Annotated in this window: 16 protein-coding genes; 5 read left to right on the forward strand and 11 right to left on the reverse strand. The window is 67.2% G+C overall.

Annotated features, from left to right (window positions below; translation table 11 throughout):
* Positions 1–13: 13 nt before the first annotated feature.
* A complete protein-coding gene (locus HYG95_RS12675) occupies positions 14–235 on the reverse strand; it encodes an RNA-binding S4 domain-containing protein (RefSeq protein ID WP_181698170.1) in 222 nt (73 codons plus the stop codon).
* A gap of 112 nt (positions 236–347) precedes the next feature.
* Here HYG95_RS12675 and lysX point away from each other — a divergent pair, with 112 nt between their 5' ends.
* The 4 genes from lysX (at position 348) to HYG95_RS12695 (ending at position 5,131) form a co-directional block, all read left to right on the forward strand.
* Positions 348–3,632: a bifunctional lysylphosphatidylglycerol synthetase/lysine--tRNA ligase LysX gene (lysX, locus tag HYG95_RS12680; RefSeq protein ID WP_181698171.1), complete on the forward strand. Its 3,285-nt coding sequence runs from the start codon at positions 348–350 to the stop codon at positions 3,630–3,632.
* Positions 3,633–3,794: 162 nt separating this feature from the next.
* Entirely contained in the window at positions 3,795–4,103 is a 309-nt protein-coding gene (locus HYG95_RS12685; protein ID WP_067495222.1) for a hypothetical protein, read from the forward strand.
* Between the two features lie 126 nt (positions 4,104–4,229).
* Positions 4,230–4,475: a hypothetical protein gene (locus HYG95_RS12690; RefSeq protein ID WP_181698172.1), complete on the forward strand. Its 246-nt coding sequence runs from the start codon at positions 4,230–4,232 to the stop codon at positions 4,473–4,475.
* A 38-nt stretch (positions 4,476–4,513) separates the two neighbouring features.
* Entirely contained in the window at positions 4,514–5,131 is a 618-nt protein-coding gene (locus HYG95_RS12695; RefSeq protein ID WP_181698173.1) for a histidine phosphatase family protein, read from the forward strand.
* A gap of 49 nt (positions 5,132–5,180) precedes the next feature.
* On the opposite strand, the gene HYG95_RS12700 is transcribed toward HYG95_RS12695, so the two are convergent.
* The 10 genes from HYG95_RS12700 to gltB all read right to left on the reverse strand — a co-directional run bounded on the left by HYG95_RS12700 (position 5,181) and on the right by gltB (position 18,029).
* On the reverse strand, positions 5,181–6,080 hold the full coding sequence (locus HYG95_RS12700) for a cutinase family protein (protein ID WP_181698174.1): 900 nt from the start codon (positions 6,078–6,080) through the stop codon (positions 5,181–5,183).
* A 190-nt stretch (positions 6,081–6,270) separates the two neighbouring features.
* A complete protein-coding gene (locus HYG95_RS12705) occupies positions 6,271–6,642 on the reverse strand; it encodes a hypothetical protein (RefSeq protein ID WP_181698175.1) in 372 nt (123 codons plus the stop codon).
* A 10-nt stretch (positions 6,643–6,652) separates the two neighbouring features.
* On the reverse strand, positions 6,653–7,165 hold the full coding sequence (locus tag HYG95_RS12710; RefSeq protein WP_225281661.1) for a roadblock/LC7 domain-containing protein: 513 nt from the start codon (positions 7,163–7,165) through the stop codon (positions 6,653–6,655).
* Positions 7,162–8,214, reverse strand: a complete 1,053-nt coding sequence (locus HYG95_RS12715; RefSeq protein WP_181698176.1) for a hypothetical protein — start codon at positions 8,212–8,214, stop codon at positions 7,162–7,164. The genes HYG95_RS12710 and HYG95_RS12715 overlap by 4 nt, the downstream gene beginning before the upstream one ends.
* Positions 8,211–8,630 carry a hypothetical protein gene (locus tag HYG95_RS12720; RefSeq protein WP_370465775.1) on the reverse strand — a complete coding sequence of 140 codons (420 nt, stop codon included), beginning with the start codon at positions 8,628–8,630 and terminating at the stop codon, positions 8,211–8,213. The genes HYG95_RS12715 and HYG95_RS12720 overlap by 4 nt, the downstream gene beginning before the upstream one ends.
* A 329-nt stretch (positions 8,631–8,959) precedes the next feature.
* A complete protein-coding gene (locus tag HYG95_RS12725; protein WP_181698177.1) occupies positions 8,960–9,520 on the reverse strand; it encodes a tetratricopeptide repeat protein in 561 nt (186 codons plus the stop codon).
* Between the two features lie 219 nt (positions 9,521–9,739).
* Complete coding sequence (locus HYG95_RS12730) at positions 9,740–11,137, reverse strand: Abi family protein (RefSeq protein ID WP_181698178.1); 1,398 nt, start codon at positions 11,135–11,137, stop codon at positions 9,740–9,742.
* Positions 11,138–11,298: 161 nt separating this feature from the next.
* On the reverse strand, positions 11,299–11,727 hold the full coding sequence (locus HYG95_RS12735; RefSeq protein ID WP_181698179.1) for a hypothetical protein: 429 nt from the start codon (positions 11,725–11,727) through the stop codon (positions 11,299–11,301).
* Between the two features lie 187 nt (positions 11,728–11,914).
* Positions 11,915–13,384, reverse strand: coding sequence for a glutamate synthase subunit beta (locus tag HYG95_RS12740; RefSeq protein ID WP_181698180.1), 1,470 nt, complete (start codon positions 13,382–13,384; stop codon positions 11,915–11,917).
* Complete coding sequence (gene gltB / locus HYG95_RS12745; RefSeq protein WP_181698181.1) at positions 13,377–18,029, reverse strand: glutamate synthase large subunit; 4,653 nt, start codon at positions 18,027–18,029, stop codon at positions 13,377–13,379. The genes HYG95_RS12740 and gltB overlap by 8 nt, the downstream gene beginning before the upstream one ends.
* A 935-nt stretch (positions 18,030–18,964) precedes the next feature.
* On the opposite strand from gltB, the gene HYG95_RS12750 reads away from it, so the two are divergent.
* Complete coding sequence (locus HYG95_RS12750) at positions 18,965–20,731, forward strand: DUF4407 domain-containing protein (protein WP_181698182.1); 1,767 nt, start codon at positions 18,965–18,967, stop codon at positions 20,729–20,731.
* Positions 20,732–20,857 lie beyond the last annotated feature (126 nt).

Genomic DNA, 20,857 nt, shown 5'->3' on the forward strand with positions numbered 1-20,857 from the left:
CACAGGGTGCGGGTCAGGCCTCGCCGACCCGCACCTTGTGACCGGCCAGCACGACGATGTCGCCGACCTGCAGTTGCCTGCCACGGCGCAGTTCCACCTCGTCGTTGACCCGGACCAGACCCTGGGCGATCACCGACTTGGCCTCCGAACCGGAATCGATCAGGTTGGCCAGTTTGAGGAATTGCCCGAGCCGGATGACCTCGTCATCGATCGGCACGTCCACTGGTTCCGACATGCGCTAATACTTACCCCGTCGGGAAATCCGGTCGCCCACCGGGCCCCACGGTGACGAACACGCCGTCGGCGACCCCCTGCGGTTCGCACCCGCTGGCACGCACACTGGATCGGTGACTTCCACGCGGGCCGAGCAACACCCCAGCAGCTCCCTCGACCGGGTTCCCCATCGCGCGCACGGCAGGTTCTCCGAGGTACCGCACATCACCGGGCTGGTGCTCGGTGTGTTCGCGGTGCTGTGCGCGCTCTGGAGCCTGTCACCGGGGTTGCGGCAGCTCACGGAGGTGCCGCGCGATTATGTGGACACCCACTATTTCGACGCGCCCGACACGAGTCTGGTGTGGGCGCTGGTCGTCGGGTTGCTGGCCGGTGCGGCGGCGAGCCGCAAACGGGTGGCGTGGTGGTTGCTCGTCATCTATCTGACGCTGTACTCGATCACCAACATCGTCGACTACACGAGCACGCGGGAGCTGGACCCGCTGGTGGCGTTCGTCGTGCACGGTGTGGTGCTGGCGATCCTGATCGCCGCCCGCGCGGAGTTCTACACCCGGGTGCGGCCGGGCGCGGTGCGTAAGGCGCTCGCGGTGCTGGTCGGCGGCTGTGCGTTCGGGTGCCTGCTCGGTTGGGGTCTGGTCGAGCTGTTCCCCGGTTCGCTGCCGCGAGGTGCGCAGCGACCGCTGTGGGCGGTGTCGCGGGTGACCGCGGCCGTCCTGGTCGACAACGAACACTTCGACGGGCACCCGCCGGGCTGGGTGGATTTCGTGCTCGGCCTGCTCGGCGCCCTCGCGCTGATCGCCGCGGTGATCGTGCTGCTGCGGTCGCAACGGGCAGGCAACGCCATGACCGCGCTCGACGAGTCCGCTCTGCGCGGCCTGCTCGCGAGCGGCGATGTGGACGACTCGCTCGGCTATTTCGCCACCCGCCGCGACCGCGCGGTCGTCTTCGCCCCGAACGGCAAGGCGGCCATCACCTATCGCGTGGAGCTCGGCGTCTGCCTGGCGGCCGGTGATCCGATCGGACCGAAACAGGGCTGGCCGCAAGCTGTCCGGGCCTGGCTCGAGCAGGCCGACCGATTCGGCTGGGCACCGGCGGTGATGGGCGCGAGCGAGCAGGGCGCGCTGGTGTATCAGCAGGCGGGCCTGTCGGCGCTGCGCCTCGGCGACGAAGCCGTGCTCGACACCCGCACCTTTTCGCTGGCCGGTCCCGCCATGAAGCCGGTGCGCCAAGCCGCGAACAGATTGCGCAAGAACGGCTTCGGAATCAGGGTCCGCCGGGCCGGTGAGATATCGCCTGCCGAATTCGCCGAGGTGATCGCGCACGCCGACGCCTGGCGCGACACCGAGACCGAACGCGGCTTCTCGATGGCGCTCGGCCGCCTCGGCGACCCACTCGACGGTGACTGCCTGCTGGTCGAGGCGATCGACCACGACGAACGGGTGCACGCGATGCTCTCGTTCGTGCCGTGGGGACGCACGGGGGTGTCGCTGGAACTGATGCGCCGCGATCCCGCGAGCCCCAACGGCGTGATGGAGCTGATGATCTCCCAACTCGCCCTCAACGCCGATCAGTACGGCATCACCAGGATCTCGCTGAACTTCGCGGTGTTCCGCTCGGTCTTCGCCGAGGGCGGACGCATCGGTGCCGGACCGGTGCTGCGGGCGTGGCGCGGTGTGCTGCTGTTCTTCTCGCGCTGGTGGCAGCTCGAGGCGCTGTACCGCTCGAACGTGAAGTACCACCCGCGCTGGGTGCCACGGTTCTTCCTGTACGAAGACCGCAGGCAGCTGCCTCGGGTGGCGATGGCGAGCGGCCTGGCCGAGGGGTTCCTGCCGCGCCTCGGCCCACAACCCGACCCCGCCGTCCACACCGGGACCACGCCCGCCGTTCCGGCGACGGTCACCGGCCTGCACACCGACGGCAGCGCCCCCGACATCGACGCCGACGAGGAGTCCGGCCCCCGCCGCCCCGAACAGGTCCGCGTGCGGATGACCACCCTCGACCGCCTCACGGCGAGCGGCGTCGATCCCTACCCCGCCGCCTATCCGCCCACCCACACCATCGCCGACGCACGCCGCTGCCCGCACGGGACAACCGTGCGGGTAGCCGGTCGGATCACCCGCATCCGCGACTACGGCGGGGTGATCTTCGCGGTGGTCCGCGACTGGACCGGTGATATCCAGCTGCTCATCGACCGCGAACGGGTCGGCGCCCGCGCGGGCGAATTCAGCACCGACTTCGACCTCGGTGATCTCATCGAGGCGAGCGGCCGGATCGGCACGAGCCGACGCGGCGAACTGTCGCTGCTTGCCCAGGACTGGCGGATGAACGGCAAGTGCCTGCACCCGCTCCCCGACAAATGGCGTGGCCTCACCGATCCGGAGGCCAAGGTCCGGCGCCGCTACGTCGACATGGCGATCAACGCCGACAGCCGCGAACTGCTCGCCAAACGCAGCGCCGTCCTGCACTCGCTGCGCGAGTCACTGCACGACTGGGGTTTCCTCGAGGTGGAGACGCCGATCCTGCAGCAGGTACACGGCGGCGCCAACGCCACCCCGTTCCGCACCCACATCAACGCCTACGACCTGGACCTCTACCTGCGCATCGCCCCCGAGCTGTACCTCAAACGGCTGTGCGTCGGTGGTATCGAGAAGGTATTCGAGATCGGGCGGACCTTCCGCAACGAAGGGGTGGACTACAGCCACAATCCGGAATTCACCATGCTCGAGGCGTACGAGGCGCACAGCGACTATCTGCGGATGATGCAGCTGTGCCGCCGGCTGATCCAGGACGCGGCGGTCGCGGCCAACGGCGCCGAGGTGGTGCTGCGCCCCGACGGCACCGAGGTCGACATCTCCGGCGAATGGCGGGTACGCACGGTGCACGGCGCGCTGTCCGAGGCGCTGGGCACCGAGGTGACCGCGGCGACCGACCTCCCCCGCCTGCGCGAATTGTGCGACGGCGCCGGCATCACCTATCAGCGCGGATGGGACGCAGGCCAGGTCGTGCTGGAGATGTATGAGCATCTGGTCGAGTCCGAAACCACGGAACCGACCTTCTACCTGGACTTTCCCACCTCGGTCTCACCCCTGACCCGGTCCCACCGCAGTACCGCGGGCGTGACCGAACGCTGGGATCTGGTGGCCTGGGGAGTCGAACTCGGCACCGCCTACAGCGAGCTCACCGACCCCGTCGAACAGCGGCGCCGCCTCACCGAACAGTCCATGCTCGCCGCCGGTGGCGACCCCGAGGCGATGGAGCTCGATGAGGACTTCCTGCAGGCGCTCGAGCACGCCATGCCACCGACCGGCGGTCTCGGCATCGGGGTCGACCGGGTGGTCATGTTCATCACCGGACGCGGCATCCGCGAGACGCTGCCGTTTCCGTTGGTGAAACCGCGCTGAAATCGGGTACACCGACCTCGGCTGTAAACGATCTTGCGCGACACAGCGATGAACCACTGCGTCCCGCGAGTTTCCGAACGAAACTCGCAGCGACAGCAGTACTCTCGGATGTTCCGGCACCGGGAGGATGCCGGCACAACACACCATCGGATGGGGAAAAATATGTACCTTGACCTGCTGACATCGGCCGCACTGGTCGACCCACAGGTGCTCGCGGGCAGCATCGACACGCTCGCCGGCTCGGACCTGGTCACCGAACTGGCCGCGAAGAAGAAGGGGAAGAAGAGCAGCAAGGGTCTCATCATCGGCGGCGTGTGCTGCCTGCTGGTCGTCCTCGCCATCGTTGGCCTGGTCTTCATGCTCAAGAACAAGAAGAAGAACGACCAGCCGCCGAACCAGCCGCCCTACGGCGGCGGACCGGGTCAGGGTGGTCAGCCGCCTTACGGCCAGCCGCCGTACGGCCAGCCATGACGTGAACCGGGGGCTCGCGGCACTATCCTCGCCTCATGGCGAGGCACCCCCGCGAGTCCTCGGATCAGCACCTGGTCGCCAAGGGTCTTGTTGCGCGCAGGTAAGCGCGATCCCGAAGGGTCGCGGATGGCGCACTGGTTCGTGTCCAGTTCGGCTCTGATCGTCACGCTCGCCGCGCTCGTGCTCGCCGCGACGGTGCAGGTGCCGTGGGTGTCGCTCGAGGAGATCGCGACGAAGAACGGCGTCGTCCGGGGATATGTGGTCGAGAATCCACCCGGATATCTGAAGGTGCTGCTCGAACAGGAACGCGAGATCGTCATCGTCGACACCGCCGACGTCACCGGTCGCACGGAGATCGAGCCCGACCTCTGAGGCGACACAATGCCCGGTCATGGGGCACAGTGGGTGACGTGCAGCTGATTCTCGTGCGTCATGCCCAGCCCGACAAGGTCGTCGCAAGTACCTCCGCCGCCGATCCGGGTCTCACCGACATCGGCCGCCGTCAGGCCGAGCGGGTGCCCGCCGCGCTGGCCGCCCACGAGATCACCCGCATCGTGTCGAGCCCCCAGCGCCGGGCCCGCGATACCGCCGCACCGACCGCGCTCGCCCGCGACCTGCCCGTCGACATCATCGACGACCTCGCCGAATACGACCGCGATCTGCCCGCCTACATCCCCATCGAAGACGCCAAGACCGAATTCGCCGACGCCTACACCCGGATCAAGGCCGGTCTGCTACCCGAGCAGATCGACGGCCCCGCCTTCACCCGTCGCGTGCTGAGCGCCGTCGAACAACTCGTGGCCGCCACCCCGCACACCGAGACGGTCGTCGCCTTCGCTCACGGCGGGGTCGTCAATGTGCTGCTGGCCGACATCCTCGGCCTGGCCCGCCCGCTCACCTTCCCCGTCGACTACTGCTCGATCACCCGGATCCTGTACTCGCGCAGCGGAACGCGCACGGCGGCGACGATCAACGAGTCCGGTCACGTGTGGGACCTGCTGCCACGCAACCTCGCCCGAACGACATAGAAAAAGCCGGGTGCGAGAAACTCCCGCACCCGGCTTCACCTGCGAAAACTCAGGCGTGCGAGGCGATCCAGTCGCGCATCCAGGTGATGGCGGTGTGTCCGCCACCCACCGAGTAGCTGCCGTACAGGTGGTGCGCCTGCGACTTGTAGAACTGCTCGAGATCCTTGGCCCGCTTCTGGTTCGCCGCGTCCGAGAGCTGCGCCTGCAGCACCGGCACACCGCCGTGGGCCATCAGATCCTGCATGATCGCGCCCGCCTCGATCTGGTAGCGCCACATGTTCGCCGGGTTGGCATCCGAGCTCTGCGCCAGGAAGCCCGCGAACCGGGTGACGAAATCGTCGGTCGCCGTGGCGCAGTACAGGTCGTCGACCGCGCAGATGGTGCGGGTGCGGTCGCTGAGCCAGCCGAAGCCGCCGGGCCGCGCGCCACCGGCGCCCGCGCCCTGGGCATGCGGGCCGACCTGCACGTCACCGGGTGCCCGACGCGGATCGGAGATCAGGCCGACCGCGGCCACCCGATCGGCCGGAATGGTGCTGAGCCCGGTGCCGATCTCGGCCGCGAGATCACCCGCGGCGTCGGCGCCCTGGCTGTAGCCGACGAGGGCGGCCTTGGTGTTACCGCACTGCGCGAGCTTGGCCGAGATGAGGCCGCGCGCCGAATTCACCGCCTGCTTCTTGGAATTGCCGTAGACATCGCCCTCCCACGGGAAGGCGGTCGCCGCGTAGGTCACGTAGTCGACGTCGACATTGCGCGGCAACCCGTTGGTGACGCCGGACAGCATGCCGGGCCCCGGCGGCTTGTCGATGCCGGTCTCCCAAGTGCCGGGAATGGCGACGACATAGAGACTCGGGCAGGCAGGCGCCGCGCTGGCACTCCCGCTGCCGACAACGATTCCGGACAACATCGCCGCGGACGCACCGAGTGCCGCGACAATCTTCTTCACCTGCATACCGCTCCAGTTCCACCTTGCTCGCCGCTGGAGAGCAAACCCCGTTTACGTGTGGCTCCCAGACCTCGCCGCGAATCACAATAGAGGTACCACCACGCCTGTGCCACATGAGTATGACGAGCTTGTCCGATCGTTGTGACAGAATTCATTTCGGCCGAGTGAGCACCGCGCTCACCCGGCCCGCGCCGGCCTAGACCTCGAGGTCTTCCTCGATGCCCTTGAGCCGGTGGCGGGCCAGGGCGAGGTTGGCGCGGGTGCGGTCCAGCGCCAGGTAGAGGAAAAGCCCCTTGGACTTGCGGCCGGTCATCGGCCGGATCACGTGGTACTGGCCCGAGAGGGTGATGAGCATGTCCTCGATCTCCTCGTTGAGGCCGAGCTGCTCGATGGTCCGCAGCTTCGCGCGCACCACCTCGGTGTTGCCCGCCGCCGCGATCTGCAGGTCCAACGACTTGCTGCTGCTGAGCATTCCAAGAGCCATGCCGCTGCTGTAGTCGACGACCGCGGCGCCGATCGCGCCGTCGATCACCATCATGTCCTTGAGCGCCAGATCCATATTCGACATGTCGTACCTTTCAATCGTGCGCCGCCGCCAGATGAGCGGCGATGGCGCGAGCTACCGGACGCGACTCCAGGTGGAGCCGGCCGACGTTCACATCCGGGCCCGCGAGCACGGTGAGCGCGGTGTACCCGGCGGCGTAGATCACCACCTGCCCGTCGCTGCCGTGCACGACGACCTCGTTGAAACCACCGCCGTGCGCGGTGCTCGCCAACCGGTACGACAGCGACAGCTGCGCGGCGGCCAGCGCCGCCATCCCGGCCGGTTCGATATGGGCGGGTAGGTCGTGCTCGATGAGCAGGCCGTCGCTGGAGGCGACGACTGTGCCGGTGAGGTGGGGGACGCGGTCGCGCAGGGCGGTGAGCTCGGCCTGGACGGCCGGGTAGCTCTGCGGCAGCGGTCGCGTGGTCTGGTCCTGGCCGTACGGGGTGGGCCCCGTGAGCTCCGAACCGGTGGTCTTACGTTCGGGCAGCGGCATTTTGGTCAACTTTCCCCTCCACTCGCCGAGCAGCTTCCTGCGCCCGGTCATGCCAGCTCCGCCAACGCCGTCCTGATGCGGATCAGGAGGGCGCGATCCACCTGCTGCCAGGGTTGGTCGACCGGGGGTGTCCAGGAGTAGGTGTCCGCGCCGCGGGTGTTCCGGTCCGCGGTCCGGGCGGTTGTGCCCGGAGTCGGAGTTGTCGCGGCGGGGGTCCGGGCGGCCGCGCTCGCTTCCTCGACGAGCGCGTGCCTGCCCGAAGTCGGTGGGGCTACCGGCGACGGAACGCGGCGCGGAAGAGGCGGTATCGGTTTCCCGGCCGACGCAACCCGGGCAGACGCGATCGGGGTCGCGGCGTCGGTGCCCGAATTCTCTTGTGCTGCGGCGTAACCGGCGCCGCCCTGGGGTGCCGCGTGGCGTCCGTGCTCGGGCCGGGGTGCCACGGTGAGGTGGCGGGTGCGAGGCTCGGCGTCGGCCGATTCCGGTGCCTCGATCAGCCCGGCTCTGGTCAGGTCACGGACGGCGACGAGGCAGCCGTAGGTGGTGCGGCCGAGCTCGCGGGCTATGTCGGCGATGGTGCGGTGGTTGTCGGCCGCGGCGAGTACTTCGGCCTGGCCGACGGTGAGCACTGTGCGTTTGCGACGTGCCCGGTGCGCGGGCGAGACGGGGACCGTCGACACCATGTCGGCGGTCCACGGACCGGCGTCAGGGCGTCGGCGTCGCGCGCATTCGCTCACCAGTGCGTGCGGCGCGATCCGGCACACCGGAGCGAGCCAGTGCTCTTCCGTCGGAACGAATTCCGCTGCGGCCCCGGTTTCGAGCAGAAAGTAGGCCGCGTCGTAGGCCGAGAGCCTCGCGAGGGTCTCCAGACGTGGGCGGCGCAGCAGCGCACCCGGCTCGCCCGCGCGGGCACGGCGCAGGTCCTCGTCGGTCGCGACACCCGCCTCGACGGCGAGCCGGTCGAGACCGATGGTGCGCCGGCAACCCACCGAGGCGATAGCCCCACGGGCCAAATGGAATTCGCCGTCGCCCGCCCGCAATATCCCGGTGGAGCCTTGTTCTTCGAGCCGCTGGAGTTCTTCGGCGAGGGCCGCGCTCATCGGCCCGCCATTTCTTCCAGCGCGGCCTTGAGCTGATAGCGCGCCATTCCCAGATTGGCGGCGGCACCGTCGAATACCGCGTGGACGAAAAGTCTTCCCTCGAAATCGCCGTCGAGCAGGTGCAGCAGGTGAAAGCCCTTGTCGCGGCAGACGATCAGCTCACGGACATCGTCGTCGGCGGAGCTGCTCGAGAGCGCGGTGCACGCGAGGACCGTCCGCATGACGTCGGTGGTTCCCGCGGCGTCCTCGTGCTCGTCGACGATGTCGTGCGCGCCGACGGCGGCCACCGCCAGCCCGCTGGCACCGTCCACCAGCGTCACGCCACACGCACCGGGAATCTCCATGATGCGTTTCAGGCAGCCGTCGAGAGAATTCACCCGCGCCCCCGGTCTGTCCTCGAAAATGTTCGACAGCACGAGACGCTATACCCGCCCGCAAATTTCCGCATCCCGAACGCGGGAAAATTACTGTGCCACCGAAGTTTGCTGGTAGTTGCTGGAAAACCGCTCGGTATCAATACTTTTCGGTAACCAACGGACTCGTTCGCCGACACCACTCGAAGCCGGTGGTCAATCCCGGTTTCCGCCGTTCAGCGACCCGGTGGCGAACTTCCGTTTTAATAGTCTTCGCAGAACTCGCCATAGTGCGAATGCACGTCAGCGCCACTCAGCGGGTACCCCCACTTCGGTGGTAGTCGATGAAAGGACAGAACTCAGTCGAGCGGCTGCGTTCGAGGCAGGCTGGATCAGCCGGCCGCGCGGCGATACCAGGATTCGGCCTCCCGGTGCGCCCCTTCGGATTCGAGCAGGGCCGCGAGATTGGCCATCGCCTTCGGATGACCGAGATCGGCGGCGCGCCGGAAGCATCGCCGGGCCGCCGTGATCGCGCCCCGGCGACGCAGCAGCAGACCGAGGTTGTTGATCGAGTCGATATCGCCCGCCGCGGCCGCTTCGTCGTACCACGCTTCGGCGTCGTCGAGCCGGTTGTCGTCCTCGAGCAACCGCGCGAGGTTGTACATCGCGTCCACGTGCCCCGCGAGTGCCGCGTGGTGGTACCAGGTTTCGGCCTCGGCGATATCGCCGCTCTGATACAGCATGGTGGCCAGGTTGTACATGGCGTTGCCGTTGCCGCCCGCCGCCGCCCGCCGATACCAGATCTCGGCCTCGGCCAGCTCCCCGAACTGATCGAGCAACACCGCGAGATTGTTCATCGAGCGCGTATGCCCCGCCGCCGCCGCCCGCCGGAACCAGTACTCCGCACCCTCGTAATCGCTGTGATCGTGGTAGAAGTGGGCGAGGTTGTGCATAGCGGTACCGTCACCGCGCTCTGCTGCGCGGCGCAGATACGCCAACGTTCCCGGCGGCAACGGCACAGCTCCCCCTCGGATCTCCCGTACACCTCGTCACGGAAAGTCTATGTGCTGCAAGGAAGATCGGCCACGTTGTATTTCTTGCACCCAATCCCATTGAGCGCCTGTGCGGTTGAGTTCCCAACGCACACCCCCGGCAAACTCTACCGACGGGGTTCACCCGAACGGTTCGTCTTGCCCGGTCGCGATCCGTGGGAGATCAGCGACTGTCATCGACTTCTCGCCCACAGCGATAGTGGCAGCCAGCAGCTGACGACGGCCCTCTGCGGAGGACACCAACGTCGCCGGTGCTCCTCCCCCGATCCCCGGGTTGGCCTCGACCCACCACCGGGCACATTCCCAAGGCTGCTTGACTGCGTCCAATGCTGTATTGATCAGCGCGACCTCCGGATAGACGCCAGGCCGACTCGCATCGACCTGAAAAGTGGGAAAGCGAAAAGACCTACCAACAGGCAGACCCAGTAGTTGGGCGCGTGATCGCAACGACCGCACGGCACTGGTTCTACGCTTCGAGACACTGCTGGTATCGAGGAGCTTTCCCGCCTCGGCGGTGCTCACCCATTCGAAGTGCCGCAGGATCTCCCGGTGCTCGGACGGTATCGGATCTGCGCTAGGACGGTAGCCCGCCGACCAGATCGCTTCGTTCTCCCAACCTGACGGGAAACCCATCTGCTCGACCGGGAGTCCGAGACCGGCGAATTGTCCGCTCACCAAGTCGATGACCCGGGCACGCCAGGTCGACAGTGGATTGATCTGCGTGGTCAGGAACGCGAGGACTGCCAATGACGCATACACCCTCGACTTGGATCGAGGCACTGACGCATGCACGAGTTCGGCGGTATTGTCCAACCTACCGAGCTGCACCGCCATGTTCCTGTTCCACAGGCGGCCGTGGTGCGCACAGATGTTTCGGATGTAGGTGAGATTCTGCATCCAGCCTGCCAGTGCGGCACCGTCGCCTTCACAGTCCGAATCGAAGATTCCGAACGTCTCCGCGATCAAGCTCTTGTGCCGGGCTTTCAATCCGTCGACGAGTTTGACCAGGCTGCCGAAGCTCAGCAGTTCGGTGACTACCCAAATCGGCAGCGGCATACCGTACTTCGTCTTGAAATGGGTGACGAAGTCTTCCTTCGACCGGCCCTCTTCCGTCGTCACATTCGACAGCCATTTCATGTGCTCGCTGCCGATCCATGGTGACCGACTGGCAAGCGGCCGTGTCTCGTCGAATCTGGTGAAGGTCGGATCGAGCGCTGCGGGATCGAGATGGGCGAACGCACCTCCGGCACCGACGATGTACCCCAAGCGCATCCGCAACGCGACTTCGACCCGTTCGATTCCGTCCAACACGAGCAATCGCAGCAGCCGATCGAACTCGTACAGTTCGACCACTCGGTCGAGCGTGGTACCTGGTACGAAGATGTCACTACGCCGAGGGCAGTCGCATGTCGCTGCGCAGGGCACGGCATGTTCGCGGAAGGTATAGCAGTAGCCGCTGAGCCGGTAGTACCCGATCGCTAGCAGCTGTGAGATTGCCGCAGCCTCGTCGGTGATCACCATCCCACGCTGTCGGAGCAACTCGACCTGCTCCGACAGCGTCTTATACGGCTTGTCGTAGCTGGTAACAAGCGGATTCGTACCGATTTCCGACCCCCCTGCTAGTATTGGACTACACGGCCGATCGTCCACTCCCGCACCAGGGAGGGGCGGTCGGTTCTCTATTTCTGACTCTCCTGAAGCGCCAACTCGGACCGCAGTTCACGCAAAGTCCGCCCCGATGGCACGTGAATCCAGTTGTGCCAACCGTCGATATCGGTACCGACCAGGTCCTTGAGTGCAGGCGAAGGGGCGCTGTACAGGCCGTTTGCGGTCCGGATCGAACCGCCCTCCACGATTTCGGCAACGACCACCTGGCCCTTGCGAACGCGTTCATGACGCAACTGATCTCCGACAGCGACCAAGCCTGCGTCTACAAGCGCGGAGAGGCGACCCCTTCGAGGGATCACGTCCATCACCAGGCCTTCCACACTCGGCTTTTCGCCGTCCAAGAGCAACCTCCGCAACACGTCGTTGGGCTGCTCGAAACCCCGACGATTGTGCACAAGCGCCTGGTAGACGTCGTCGTCAACACTGATCTGGTGATTCATATCCCGCCTTCACTTAGGTGCAAGTTCACTGTACGCCTGTGCGATAACAAAGTGCAGCGATTTTTCCAAAGTTTAAGGATCAGGTAAGGCGAAGGCGAGCCCAGGACTGCGGATCGGCATGCGTGAAGTGCTCAACGCAAAGCGCCCGCAGACTCAACGAGTCTGCGGGCGCCTTCGGTCGAACTGATTACCGCTGGGCGACAGCGGTCGGGGGGATCGGCGCGGGGAGCGCGGTTTCGCCCTCGAGGTACTTGTCGACGGCGGCCGCGGCGGCGCGGCCCTCGGCGATGGCCCAGACGATGAGGGACTGGCCGCGGCCCATGTCACCGGCGACGAAGACGCCGGGGATGTTCGTTGCCCAGTTCTTGTCGCGCTGGACGTTGCCCCGGCCGTCGTAGCCGACGCCCAGGTCGGTCAGCAGGCCCGGCTTCTGCGGGCCGACGAAGCCCATGGCCAGCAGCACCAGGTCGGCTTCGAGGGTGAAGTCGGTGCCTTCGACCTTCTCGAAACGGCCGTTGACCATCGTGACCTCGTGCGCCTCGAGGCCGGTGACCTTGCCGTCCTTGCCGACGAAACGCTCGGTGTTCACGGAGAACACGCGCTCGCCGCCCTCCTCGTGCGCCGAGGAGACCCGGTACATGAGGGGGTAGGTCGGCCACGGGGTGGAGCCGGCGCGCTCCTCCGGCGGACGGGGCATGATCTCGAACTGGTGCACCGACTCGGCACCGTGGCGGTGCGAGGTGCCGAGGCAGTCGGCGCCGGTGTCGCCACCACCGATGATGACGACCTTCTTGCCCTTCGCGTGGATGGGCGGCAGGCCTTCTTCGTCGGTGATGTCGTCGCCGAGCTGCACGCGGTTGGCCAACGGCAGGAACTCCATCGCCTGGTGGATGCCGTCGAGCTCGCGGCCCGGGATGGGCAGGTCGCGGGCGATGGTGGCGCCACCGGCGAGCACGATCGCGTCGAAACGCTCACGCAGCTGCTCGGCGGTGATGTCGACGCCCACGTTCACGCCGGTCTTGAAGATGGTGCCTTCGGCTTCCATCTGCGCCAGACGGCGGTCGATGACCGACTTCTCCATCTTGAATTCCGGGATGCCGTAGCGCATCAGGCCGCCGATGCGGTCGTCGCGCTCGAACACGGTGACGGTGTGACCGGCACGCGTGAGCTGCTGGGCGGCGGCCAGACCCGCCGGGCCCGAACCGACGACGGCGATCTTCTTGCCGGTCAGGCGGGTGGGGTACACGGGGGTGACCCAGCCCTCGTCGAAGGCGTTCTCGATGAGTTCGACCTCGACCTGCTTGATGGTCACCGGCTGCTGGTTGATGCCGAGCACGCACGACGCCTCACACGGCGCCGGGCACAGTCGCCCGGTGAACTCCGGGAAGTTGTTGGTGGCGTGCAGCCGGTCGATGCCCTCGCGCCACGAGTCCTTGTACACCAGGTCGTTCCACTCGGGGATCAGGTTCCCGAGCGGACAACCATTGTGACAGAAGGGGATACCGCAGTCCATGCAGCGGCTGGCCTGCTTCTGCAGGGTCTCGTGAGAGAACTTGTCCTCGTAGACCTCTTTCCAGTCGAGCAGACGCAGCTCGACCGGTCGACGCGCCGGGAGTTCCCGCGAGGTGTGCTTCAGAAATCCTTGTGGGTCAGCCACGAGCCGCCTCCATAATCGCCTCGTCAACGTCCTTGCCGCTCTTCTCGGCTTCGGAGATGGCGAGCAGAACCTTCTTGTATTCGCGGGGCATGACCTTCACGAAGTGGTTCACCTGCTGGGACCAGTCGCTCAGGATGCGTTCGGCCACAGCCGAACCCGTCTCGTCGCGGTGGGTGCTGATGATGTCGCGCAGCCAGGTGAAGTCGTCACCGGAGAGCTGCTCGATCGCATCGGCCTGATCCGGGTTGACGCGCTCGGCGAGCGTGCCCTCCGGGTCGTAGACGAACGCCACACCACCCGACATTCCGGCGCCGAGGTTGCGGCCGGTGCCACCGAGGATGACCACGCGGCCACCGGTCATGTACTCGAGCGCGTGGTCGCCCACACCCTCCACGACCGCGGTGGCGCCGGAGTTACGCACGCCGAAGCGCTCGCCCGCGACACCGTTGATCAGGATGCGGCCGCTGGTGGCGCCGAACATGATCACGTTGCCCGCGATGATGTTGTCCTCGGCGACGAAGCCGGCGGGTGCGTTGAGCGACGGGCGGACCACGATGTGACCACCCGAGAGACCCTTGCCGACATAGTCGTTGGCGTCACCCTGCACGCGCAGCGTGATACCGGCCGGGACGAACGCGCCGAAGCTGTTGCCCGCCGAACCGTTGAAGGTGATGTCGATGGTGTTGTCGGGCAGGCCCGCGCCACCGTAGAGCTTGGTCACCTCGTGGCCGAGCATGGTGCCGACCGTGCGGTTCACGTTGGTGATCTTGGTTTCGATCTTCACGGCCTTGCCACGCTCGAGCGCGGGCGCGGCCTGGGCGATCAGCTCGTTGTCCAGCGCCTTGTCCAGACCGTGGTCCTGGGTGCCGGTGCAACGGGTGTCCTGGTTCATGAACGCCGTCTCCGGCATGTCCAGAATCGGGGACAGGTCGAGCTTGGCGGCCTTGAAGTGCTCCTTGGCCTTGGCGGTGTCGAGCAGGTCGACCCGGCCGATGGCCTCGTCGAGCGTGCGGAAGCCCAGCTCGGCGAGCAGCTCACGCACCTCCTCGGCGATGAACAGCATGAAGTTCTCGACGAACTCCGGCTTGCCGGTGAAACGCTCACGCAGCACCGGGTTCTGGGTGGCGATACCCACCGGGCAGGTGTCGAGGTGGCACACACGCATCATCACGCAGCCCGAGACGACCAGCGGAGCGGTCGCGAAACCGAACTCCTCGGCGCCGAGCAGCGCGGCGATCATCACGTCGCGGCCGGTCTTCATCTGACCGTCGACCTGGACCACGATGCGGTCGCGCAGGCCGTTGAGCAGCAGCGTCTGCTGGGTCTCGGCCAGGCCGAGCTCCCAGGGTCCACCCGCGTGCTTGAGCGAGGTCAGCGGCGAAGCACCGGTACCGCCGTCGTGACCCGAGATGAGCACGACGTCGGCGTGCGCCTTGGACACACCGGTGGCGACGGTGCCGACACCCGGCTCCGCGACAAGTTTCACGTGAATCCGAGCCTGCGGGTTCGCGTTCTTCAGGTCGTGGATCAGCTGCGCCAGATCCTCGATCGAGTAGATGTCGTGGTGCGGCGGCGGCGAGATGAGACCGACGCCCGGCGTGGAGTGACGCACCTCGGCGACCCACGGGTACACCTTGTGCGCGGGCAGCTGGCCGCCCTCACCCGGCTTGGCACCCTGGGCCATCTTGATCTGGATGTCGGTGGCGTTGGTCAGGTAGTGCGCGGTGACACCGAAGCGACCCGACGCGACCTGCTTGATCGCCGAACGACGCCAGTCGCCGTTCTCCTCCACCTCGAAGCGAGCGGGGCTCTCGCCGCCCTCACCGGAGTTGGAGCGGGCACCGAGACGGTTCATCGCGATCGCGAGGGTCTCGTGCGACTCGGCCGAGATCGAGCCGTAGCTCATCGCGCCGGTCGAGAACCGCTTCACGATCTCGCGGGCGGACTCGACCTCGTCGATCGAGATCGGCGCACGCACGCCCTTCTTGAACTTGAACAGACCACGCAGCGCGGCGAGGCGCTCGGACTGATCGTCGACCAGCTTGGTGTACTCCTTGAAGATCGAGTACTGGCCGGTGCGGGTGGCGTGCTGCAGCTTGAACACCGTGTCCGGGTTGAACAGGTGGTACTCGCCCTCGCGCCGCCACTGGTACTCACCGCCCACCTCGAGCTCGCGGTGGGCGCGCTCGTTGCGGTTCTCCAGGAACGCGGTGCGGTGGCGGATGGCCACCTCTTCGGCGATCTCGTCGAGACCGATACCGCCCAGCGGCGAGCGCAGGCCGGTGAAGTACTCGTCGACCAGGTCCTGGGCCAGGCCGATCACCTGGAACAGCTGGGCGCCGTTGTAGGAGGCGAGGGTGGAGATGCCCATCTTCGACATCACCTTGAGCACGCCGTTGCTGGCCGCGGTGCAGTAGTTCGCGACGGCCTTGCGGTAGTCGGCGGCCAGGTCGCCGGTGCTGGCGGGCAGCGAGAGCGAGCCGCGCTCGAGCATGTCCTCGATGGACTCGAAGGCCATGTACGGGTTGATCGCGGCCGCGCCGAAGCCGACGAGGGCGGCCATGTGGTGCACCTCGCGGGCGTCACCGGCCTCCACGACCAGGCCGACCATGGTGCGGGTGCGTTCGCGCACCAGGTGGTGGTGCACCGAGGAGGTGAGCAGCAGCGACGGGATCGGCGCCAGCTTCTCGTTGGACTCGCGGTCCGACAGCACGATGATGCGCGCGCCGCCGTCGATCGCGGCCGAGACCTGGGTGTTGATGGCCTCGAGTGCCCGGCGCAGACCCTCGCCGCCCTCGGCGACCGGGTACAGACCGCGGACCACGACCGAACGCAGCTCGGGGTGGCTGCCGTCGTCGTTGATGTGGACCAGCTTGGCCAGCTCGTCGTTGTCGAGGATCGGCTGCTCGAGCGCGATCTGCTTACACGACTCCGGGCCGGGGTGCAGCAGGTCGGCCTCGGGGCCGATGTTGCGCTTGAGGCTGGTGACGACCTTCTCGCGGATGGCGTCCAGCGGCGGGTTGGTGACCTGCGCGAACAGCTGCGAGAAGTAGTCGAACAGCAGGCGCGACCGGTTCGACAGCACCGCGATCGGGGTATCGGTGCCCATCGAGCCGAGCGCCTCACCGCCGGTCTTGGCCATCGGGGTGATGAGCAGGCTCAGGTCCTCGGTGGTGTACCCGAAGATCTGCTGACGAATGAGCACGCGGTCGTGCGACATGTGCACGTGCGGGCGGTCGGGCAGGTCGGCCAGGCGGCTCACGCCCGCGTCCAGCCATTCCTGGTACGGCTCGGCGGCGGCCAGTTCCGACTTGATCTCGGCGTCGGTGACGATGCGGCCCTGCTCGGTGTCGACCAGGAACATCTTGCCCGGCTGCAGGCGGATCTTCTGGACGACGGTCGAGGGGTCGATGTCGAGCACGCCGACCTCGGACGCCAGCACGACCAGTCCGTCCTCGGTGACCCAGATGCGGCCCGGGCGCAGACCGTTGCGGTCGAGCACGGCGCCGATCTTCTTGCCGTCGGAGAAGCAGACCGAGGCCGGTCCGTCCCACGGCTCCATCAGCATCGAGTGGTACTCGTAGAACGCCCGCAGCGCGGGGTCCATGTTCTCGTTGCGCTCCCACGCCTCGGGGATCATCATCATGATCGCGTGGTGCAGGTCGCGCCCGCCCAGGTGCAGCAGTTCGAGCACCTCGTCGAAGCGGGCGGTGTCGCTCGCGCCGGGGGTACAGACGGGGAAGATCTTGTTCAGGCGGTTGTTGCCCGCCTCGTCCTTGCCGAACACGTCCGAACGCAGCAGCGCCTCACGCGCGCGCATCCAGTTCTCGTTACCGGTGACGGTGTTGATCTCACCGTTGTGGGCGACCCGGCGGAACGGGTGCGCCAGCGGCCACGAGGGGAAGGTGTTGGTGGAGAAGCGCGAGTGCACGATGCCGATGGCCGACTCGACGCGCTCGTCCTGTAAGTCCAGGTAGAACGCGCGTAGCTGCGGCGTGGTGAACATGCCCTTGTAGATGAAGGTCTCGCCGGACAGGCTCGGGAAGTACACCGACTCCTTGCCGACGGCGCCCTCGCCGGGACCCGCGTTGCCGAGCTCGTGCTCGATGCGCTTGCGGATCACGTAGGCGCGACGTTCCAGGTCCATGCCCGAGAGCTGCTCGGCCGAGTTCTTGGGCGAGCCGATGAACAGCTGACGGAAGGTCGGCATGGCATCGCGGGCCAGCGCGCCGAGCGAGGACTCGTCGATCGGCACCGCGCGCCAGCCGAGTACGGCCATGCCCTCTTCGGCGACGATCTTCTCGACGCCGTAGGCGGCACGCGCGGCTTCGCGGCGGGCCTGCGGGAGGAAGGCGATACCGGTGGCGTAGGAGCCTGCCTCGGGCAACTCGAAGTCCACAACCGCGCGGAAGAACTTGTCCGGGAGCTGGATCAGGATGCCCGCGCCGTCGCCGGAGTTCGGCTCGGCGCCCGCGGCACCTCGGTGCTCCAGGTTCAGCAGTGCCGTGATGGCCTTGTCGACGATGTCTCGACTGCGTCGTCCGTGCATGTCGGCGACGAATGCGACGCCGCAGGCGTCGTGCTCGTATGCCGGATCGTAGAGCCCGGTGACACCGGGTGACCTGTGGCCAGGAAGTTGCGTCATGCCTCTGCCTTCAAGAAAGTCGGCTGTCGATGATCGGCCACCCAGCAAGCTGAGCGTGGACCCTTCGTCGTTTCGCCTCCGTCAAGACTGCGTCCGTACGATCCGAAACCAGCGGCGATGATGGTTTGCGGCGTGCAGTCACGTCTCCAGTTGTCCACCCGCTTCGTTGACGTAGTGGGGGTGCTCAGAGGTAACGGGACGCTTACCTGTCCCTTACCTCCGCGCGGGGTTTCACCCGCTACTCTTGGCCCGGTTTCACCGGACCCCGAGCAGGTGGTTGTGCCGAACAAGGGTGCGTTCGGCGTAAGAGCAAACGATAAGTCAGACCGCAGACCCAACCAACTAAGGTTGGGCTTAGTAACCCTGTCTAGCTGGGGTTTGTAACGCCAGCCCGTATCGTCACGCGCGTCGTCCAGTGTAAAGCAGGGCGGGGGCCGGATCGATCCCGCAGAACCGGCGCCGACCTGCGCGAACACCGTCGACGGGCGAGCCGGAACCGGCCGGAGGTGTGTGACCTTCGACCGAACTCAGCTGCATCGCAGCAGGATTCCCCAGCAAAGCGCAGGTCAAACCTATGGTTTCCCGCTAACCAGAGCCACCGACGGTGAGATATTCCCGACAGCGCCCCGACATGCCCTGGTAGTCAGCCAACCGTACGGTCTGCAAGTGAGACGCTCTTCACAGCACATATCCAGCTAACGCGCGGCAGTGTCGTTCGCCACACGACGGCCCCGAAGCGGCCACCGATGCGGCTCGCCGAGACCGACACGCCGAGGTCGGCGGCCCGCGCCGCTACCGCCGCGATGCCGGGAGTTCGGATCTGTGAGGCTGACCACAAATACCGCTTCGCCGCTCGGTGTGGCGGCGCCGGGCCTGTCACGCTGACACCACGAATCCATGACAGTTTCGCCACGCGAAAGAACCGGGGAGAAGGTATGACCGGCACACTCGCCTGGCTCGGCGGCGGCCTCGTCACGCCTTCGCGCGACCACAACGGGCCCGACAACGCCGGATATGTCGTCACCGGCGCCGCGGTGGCGCTGTTCGCCGTGGTCGCGGGACTGGTCACCGCCGTCGCGCTCGCCGCGGCCGACGGGATCGGGTTCTTCTTCGTCGCCGTGCTCGCGCTGCTCGCCGCCGTGGCGGCCGGTGCGATCGGGCGGGCGCTTGCCACCAGGAACACCACCGACGACCGGCGCGGCACCGCCGCGCGCGTCGGAATCGGCGTGCTGGCCGGGGTGTTCGTGGCCGAGCTGGCCACCACCGTGCTGCTCGGCGGGACCGTCGACCGCGAGCTGGACGTGCGCGCCCACGCCGACGCCGAACAGGCGCCTGCCGTCGTCACCGCGCGCGCCGAGTACGACCTCGCCGTCGCCGACCGCACCGCGCTCGACGCGTCCATCGCGACCGCGCAGGCCGATATCGACCGCAACCTGGTGATCGCGCGCTGCGAGTTCAATCCGACCCCGGAGTGCCCGCAGACCCGCATCACCGGTGTTCCCGGTCGTGGACCCGAGGCCCAGACCGCCAACGAGATGCTCGACGACGCCCGCAAGCAGCTCGCCGCCGCACAGGCCCGCACCGACGGCCTCGACCAGCGCGTACGCGCCGAAACGGCCGAGCTGGCCGCCGCCCGCGCCGACGCCTTCGCCGAGGGCGATCGCGGGATCGGCGCCCGCTGGCTGGCCATGAACGGCTACACCGCCGATCACCTCGGCGGCGCCGCGCTTCGCCTGCTGATGCTGGTCGCGGGAATCGCGCTGGCGTTGTTGCCGCTGCTGCTGCGCTGGTGGCGTGGGGAGACCGCGCTGGACCGCAAGGTCGCCGCCGACGAGATCGCCGACCGGGCCGAACGCGCCGCCGACGCCGCCATCGCGGTGAAACAGGCCGAGGTGCGCACCGAGACGGCGGTGCTGCGGGCCGACCAGGAACTCGACTCGCAACGGCTGGCCATCGAGGCCGACGGCGTGATCGATCGAGAACGCCAGCGAACCAGGATCATCGCCGCGATCGGCGGTTTCGAGCTCGGGTACACCGAGCCGCATCGAAAGGACGAGTCCGTGGCTCTGGAACCGACTTCGCAGCAGCAGCTGCCCGCCGGATACCTCCCGCACGCCCTGCCGCACGGCCAGGCCGGTGCGCTGGTACCCGCCGAGCAGGCACCGCCGCAGGCGCCGACCGGGGGCGGGCTGGAGCTGCCGATCATCGGGACCGTGCCGTTCACCGACACCGCCGCGCGCTGGATCCGGCCGCTCGTCCCGTCGTTCGTCGCCAATGCCATCGACTCGGCCACGCATCCGCTGCGGACCGCGCGACAGGCGTTCGAAGAGGTCGAGGAGGTGACCTTCACGCTGCGCCGCAGCCGGAAGGTGACCGTCGATACCCAGGACTCGCAGCAGCAGTTCCAGCACGCACCGCAGCAGCAGTTCCAGCAGGCGCCCGGGCAGCAGGGTTACCTGCCCGCGGGTTATCCACCGCCGCAGTACAACCCGTACGCGCAGCAGATCGCGTCGAATGTGGTGGACGCGCCCGGCCGGAACTACCACCCGGATCCGCGGCAGTACCCTGGGCAGCCGAGCTACACCGCATTGCCCGCAGGACAGGGCACGGCGCTGCCCGCCGCCGGGCAGGGTGAACTGGCCGGGTCGGACGCGCAGGAGCTGCCGGGTGGCCGACAGCGTCAATTGCCGCCTGCTCGATAGCTCAGTGGACATCTGTTCACTGGGCGTCAGCGGTGATCGATCGCACCGACGACCTCCGGGTGCGCACGACAAAACGCGCGACCATCAGTTGTTATACGTACCGGATTCGCCGGTGACCTAGCTAAC

It is taken from the genome of Nocardia sp. GTS18 (assembly GCF_013839555.1).
GTDB lineage: Bacteria > Actinomycetota > Actinomycetes > Mycobacteriales > Mycobacteriaceae > Nocardia > Nocardia rosealba.

Coding starts and splice junctions, on each gene's coding strand:
- HYG95_RS12690 (WP_181698172.1), top strand. CDS start 4,230: ATGGCGCACTGGTTCGTGTCCAGTTCGGCTCTGATCGTCACGCTCGCC.
- HYG95_RS12715 (WP_181698176.1), bottom strand. CDS start 8,214: ATGAGCGCGGCCCTCGCCGAAGAACTCCAGCGGCTCGAAGAACAAGGC.
- HYG95_RS12705 (WP_181698175.1), bottom strand. CDS start 6,642: ATGTCGAATATGGATCTGGCGCTCAAGGACATGATGGTGATCGACGGC.
- HYG95_RS12735 (WP_181698179.1), bottom strand. CDS start 11,727: ATGAATCACCAGATCAGTGTTGACGACGACGTCTACCAGGCGCTTGTG.
- HYG95_RS12675 (WP_181698170.1), bottom strand. CDS start 235: ATGTCGGAACCAGTGGACGTGCCGATCGATGACGAGGTCATCCGGCTC.
- HYG95_RS12710 (WP_225281661.1), bottom strand. CDS start 7,165: ATGACCGGGCGCAGGAAGCTGCTCGGCGAGTGGAGGGGAAAGTTGACC.
- HYG95_RS12685 (WP_067495222.1), top strand. CDS start 3,795: ATGTACCTTGACCTGCTGACATCGGCCGCACTGGTCGACCCACAGGTG.
- gltB (WP_181698181.1), bottom strand. CDS start 18,029: ATGACGCAACTTCCTGGCCACAGGTCACCCGGTGTCACCGGGCTCTAC.
- HYG95_RS12700 (WP_181698174.1), bottom strand. CDS start 6,080: ATGCAGGTGAAGAAGATTGTCGCGGCACTCGGTGCGTCCGCGGCGATG.
- HYG95_RS12750 (WP_181698182.1), top strand. CDS start 18,965: ATGACCGGCACACTCGCCTGGCTCGGCGGCGGCCTCGTCACGCCTTCG.
- HYG95_RS12725 (WP_181698177.1), bottom strand. CDS start 9,520: ATGCACAACCTCGCCCACTTCTACCACGATCACAGCGATTACGAGGGT.